Origin of the sequence: Kribbella sp., assembly GCF_035687465.1 — a bacterium.
Taxonomy (GTDB): domain Bacteria; phylum Actinomycetota; class Actinomycetes; order Propionibacteriales; family Kribbellaceae; genus Kribbella.
Genome location: NZ_DASRXP010000471.1, coordinates 1 through 3,943, shown reverse-complemented (window position 1 = coordinate 3,943; position 3,943 = coordinate 1). Strand labels below are relative to the sequence as shown.

General features: G+C 67.0%; 3 protein-coding genes, 1 pseudogene and 1 riboswitch. Of the genes and pseudogenes, 2 read left to right on the top strand and 2 right to left on the bottom strand.

What is annotated here, in order from left to right; translation table 11 throughout:
- Positions 1-61 precede the first annotated feature (61 nt).
- Both VFG33_RS24765 and VFG33_RS24760 read right to left on the bottom strand, forming a co-directional pair.
- Positions 62-1,288: a low temperature requirement protein A gene (locus tag VFG33_RS24765; RefSeq protein ID WP_325055340.1), complete on the bottom strand. Its 1,227-nt coding sequence runs from the start codon at positions 1,286-1,288 to the stop codon at positions 62-64.
- Positions 1,289-1,302: 14 nt separating this feature from the next.
- Complete coding sequence (locus tag VFG33_RS24760; protein WP_325055339.1) at positions 1,303-1,875, bottom strand: TetR/AcrR family transcriptional regulator; 573 nt, start codon at positions 1,873-1,875, stop codon at positions 1,303-1,305.
- A 66-nt stretch (positions 1,876-1,941) separates the two neighbouring features.
- Between VFG33_RS24760 and VFG33_RS24755 the strand changes: the two genes are divergently transcribed.
- Entirely contained in the window at positions 1,942-2,409 is a 468-nt protein-coding gene (locus VFG33_RS24755; RefSeq protein ID WP_325055338.1) for a nuclear transport factor 2 family protein, read from the top strand.
- Positions 2,410-2,419: 10 nt separating this feature from the next.
- Positions 2,420-2,631, top strand: a riboswitch (cobalamin riboswitch).
- Positions 2,632-2,734: 103 nt separating this feature from the next.
- Positions 2,735-3,943: pseudogene (locus VFG33_RS24750) on the top strand (5-methyltetrahydropteroyltriglutamate--homocysteine S-methyltransferase); the annotation flags it as partial.

The following is a 3,943-nucleotide window of genomic DNA, read 5'->3' as shown; positions in this document are numbered from 1 at the left end:
GGCCTACACGGCCGCACCCGACTCCCCATCGTACGAGGGCCTCCGCTTCCTCCTGCAGTGGTCACCGAATCATGGCCAGCGTGAGGTGGCGGTGGCCGACCGTTTCGAAGCCGACGACCGTGACGGCCGGGGCGAGCATGACGATCACTAGGCACCACGGGGTGCTCGCACCGAGCTCAGCGCAGATCACCGCCAGCAGAATCACGCCTGCCGTTCCCACCAGGAGCAGCAGGTGGAACGTGTCGTGCTGCCGGAGAAAGCCCCAGTAGATCGCGTACAGCGCCACTATGAAGATGGCGACCGGGATCGCGACGGTCAGGACCGTTTCGGTCGGGCCGAGCGTGGCGCTTCCTTCCAGGAAGTACGCCGCCACGTGCAGGCCGGCGCCCGTCGCGGCGACCGAGCCGAACAGGAGGAAGTGACCGAGCCCCCAGGCCGCCGATCTGTTCCGGTGCCGACGGAGGACATCTCCCCAGGGCACAGCGAAGTACATCCACCACATGCCGAAGGTCAGGCCGATACCGGCGACCGCCAGCAGCGCGGCCTCGAAGGTCCAGCCGTGTTCGCCGTGCACGAGCGCGTTGAGGGCCGCGACCGTTCCCAGCACTCCTTCGCCGAGGGTGATCAGCAGCAACAGCCCATGCCGCTCTGCGATGTGATGCGCGTGCCACGGTGTCGGACTGCGCCGCTCCGCCAGCACCGGGCCGGTCAGCTCCAGCGCGATGAACGGGATCCCGGCCACGAAGAACGCCCACACCGGCAACTGCAGGAACGCGAGCACCACCCACCCCACCTGCGCGACCCCGATGGTCCAGATGTTCTTGCGGGCCGCCGGCGCCCGGCCGGGATCGTTGCGCCCGGCAAGGAGCCAAAGGAACAGCATCGACAACCGCATCACGACGTACCCGAGAACCATCATCCGGACGTCGATCGCGTCGCCGTCGTCGACGGAGACGAACATGTCCTCGAGCCCGAGCGCCAGCACGATCACGCCGACCATCTGCACCATGGTGGCGACCCGGAACACCCAGTCGTCGTTGTCGTAGGCCGACGCGAACCACGAGTAGTTCATCCAGCACCAAACAACGGCGAAGACCGCCAGGCAGAACCCGAGCAGCGCCGTACCGACATGGCCCTCGGCCAGGTAGTGCGCGAGCTCGTCCGCGGCCGTGCCGAACGCCACCACGAACGTCAGGTCGTACAGAAGCTCCAGCGGCGTCGCGGCCCGATGAGCCTCCGCCGGATCACGCCCCGACAGCGGCCGGTGCCGGTGGTCTTGATCGCTCATCGATCCATCTCCCGTCAACGCCACCACGCCGGCGCACATGCGACGACTGCGTCCACCAGATCGTCCCTGCTCAGTCCCCCATCCGCCAACCATGCCTTGATCGCCCCGGCGAATCCGTGCGCGACGAACTGCGCCATCAACTCCCGATGAGCAGCAGGTACGTCCGGGTTCGTCGAGCGCGCCATGAAGGCCAGGCTGTAGTCGCTGAAGTGCCGGACGAGCGCCTCGTAGACCCCACGATCCGCCGGGTCCTCGAGCGTCTGCCGATAGACATCGGCGAACCGGGCGACATGATCGACCAGCTCGCCCGTCGCCCGGCGCAGGGCCTCATCCCAGGCCAGATCTTCCGTCGCCCGCCAGTGCTCCTCGCGCCGGTACACCTCAGCCAGGTCGGCGTCCAGCACCGTGAGCAACAGCTCGAGCGGACTGCGATACCGGTGATAGAACGTCGGCCGCGTCACCCCGGCCGCCTCAGTCAACTCCGCGACACTGATCCGGGACACGGGTCCCTCGGCGGCCAGCCGCAGTACGGCGTCCGCCAGCGCGCGATCGGTCCGCGCCGTCCGCGGATCCGGTCGATCGTTCATCACTGTCCTCGGCTCTTCCGCTGCTGCTATTTTACAGTTGTAAGATAGCAACCCCGAGGAGCAGTCATGAGGTCCCACACCGCCGTCTCCCCCGAAGAAGCCGCCGACCGCCTCGCGATCCGCGAACTGTTCGACGCCTACGCGCACTGCGCGGACCGCCGCGACGCCAGGGGCCAGACGGCCCTGTTCACCGAAGACACCCGTTTCGTGGTTTATATGGACGCCAAGTCCGCCGAGCCCACCCAGGAACTGCACGGACGCGACGCGCTCGCACCGGTCTTCGACAACCTCAACCAGTACTCCGCCACCACCCACTTCAACGGCCAGAGCACAGTCGTTGTCAACGGCAACCAGGCCGACGGCGAGAGCTACACCATCGCCCACCACGTCACCATCGGCGACGACGGTCGCCGCACCCTGATGATCGCTTCCATCCGCTACCTGGACCAGTACGTCAAACAGGACGGCACCTGGTACTTCGCCGAACGCAAACTCCTCGTCGACTGGACCGAAACCCGCCCGATGCACGACTGAGCGGCCTGACATACGCTGGCTGTGCAGCTGGTTCGTTCTGCCTGCCAGGTAGGACGTCGTAAGAGGGAACCCGGTGGAAGTCCGGGACTGCCCCGCAGCGGTGAGTGGGAACGAGCGCCGTCATCAGCACTGGATCGAAAGGTCTGGGAAGCGACGGTCAGTAGGTGTCTCGAACGAGGCGTGCCCGCGAGTCCGAAGACCTGCCACTGCCCGCCGTGCGCCCGTCGTCCGGCGGTGACGCGTGACCTCGTGGGGAGGTCGGCGAACGCTTGCCGTTCTTCCGCGGGGCCGGGTCTTTCGAGACAGGCTCGCGAAGGAGAGAAGCTTGACTACCCAGTCCGCAGCCGCGGCAGCACGGGCGACCGTGTACGGCTACCCCCGGCAAGGTCCGAACCGTGAACTGAAGAAGTCCATCGAGGGCTACTGGAAGGGCAAAGTCACCGCAGCCGCCCTCCGGCAGACCGCGGCCGACCTTCGTCGATCCAACTGGCAGCAACTCGCCGCCGACGGCATCGACGAGGTACCGACCGGTGACTTCTCGTACTACGACCACGTGCTGGACACCACCGTCCTCGTCGGTGCGATCCCCGAACGACACCGCTCCGCCGTCGACGCGGACGCCTTGGACGGCTACTTCGCGATGGCGCGCGGAACCCAGGAGGTCGCACCGCTCGAGATGACGAAGTGGTTCGACACCAACTACCACTACCTCGTCCCGGAGCTCGGTCCCGACACCGTGTTCGCTGCCGACTCCAGCAAGCAGGTCTCCGAACTGCGGGAGGCCGTCTCGCTCGGCCTGGCCGCACGGCCGGTCGTCGTGGGTCCGATCACCTATCTGCTCCTGGCCAAGCCCGCACCAGGTGTCGCCCAGGACTTCGAGCCGTTGTCCTTGCTCGACCAGATCCTGCCCGTGTACGCCGAAGTACTGGCCGACCTGCGTGCGGCCGGAGCCGAGTGGGTTCAGCTGGACGAACCGGCTCTGGTCCAGGACCGCTCTCCTGACGAGCTGGATGCGACGGCCCGCGCGTACGCCGTACTGGGTGGTCTCGAGGATCGTCCGAAACTGCTGGTGGCGTCGTACTTCGACCGCCTGGGCGAAGCGCTTCCCGTCCTGGCCAAGGCGCCGGTCGAGGGACTGGCGATCGACTTCACCGGGCCAGCGGCGGCGAATCTCGATGACCTCGCAACCGTTGCCGGCATCCGGACGAAGCGTCTCGTCGCGGGCGTCGTCAACGGTCGCAACATCTGGATCAACGATCTGCCCAAATCACTGTCCACCCTGGCCACGCTGATGGGTCTGGCCGGCCAGGTCGACGTGAGTTCGTCATCCTCGCTGCTCCACGTCCCGCTGGACGTAACGGCCGAGGAGGACCTCAATCCGGAGATCGTCAGCTGGCTGGCCTTCGCCCGGCAGAAGACGGCCGAGATCGTCACGCTGAAGCGCGGTATCACCGAAGGCACCGAGGCGATCGCCGCCGAGCTCGCCGCGAACCGGGCGGCCCTGGAATCACGATCCGGCTCGGCCCTGACCAAC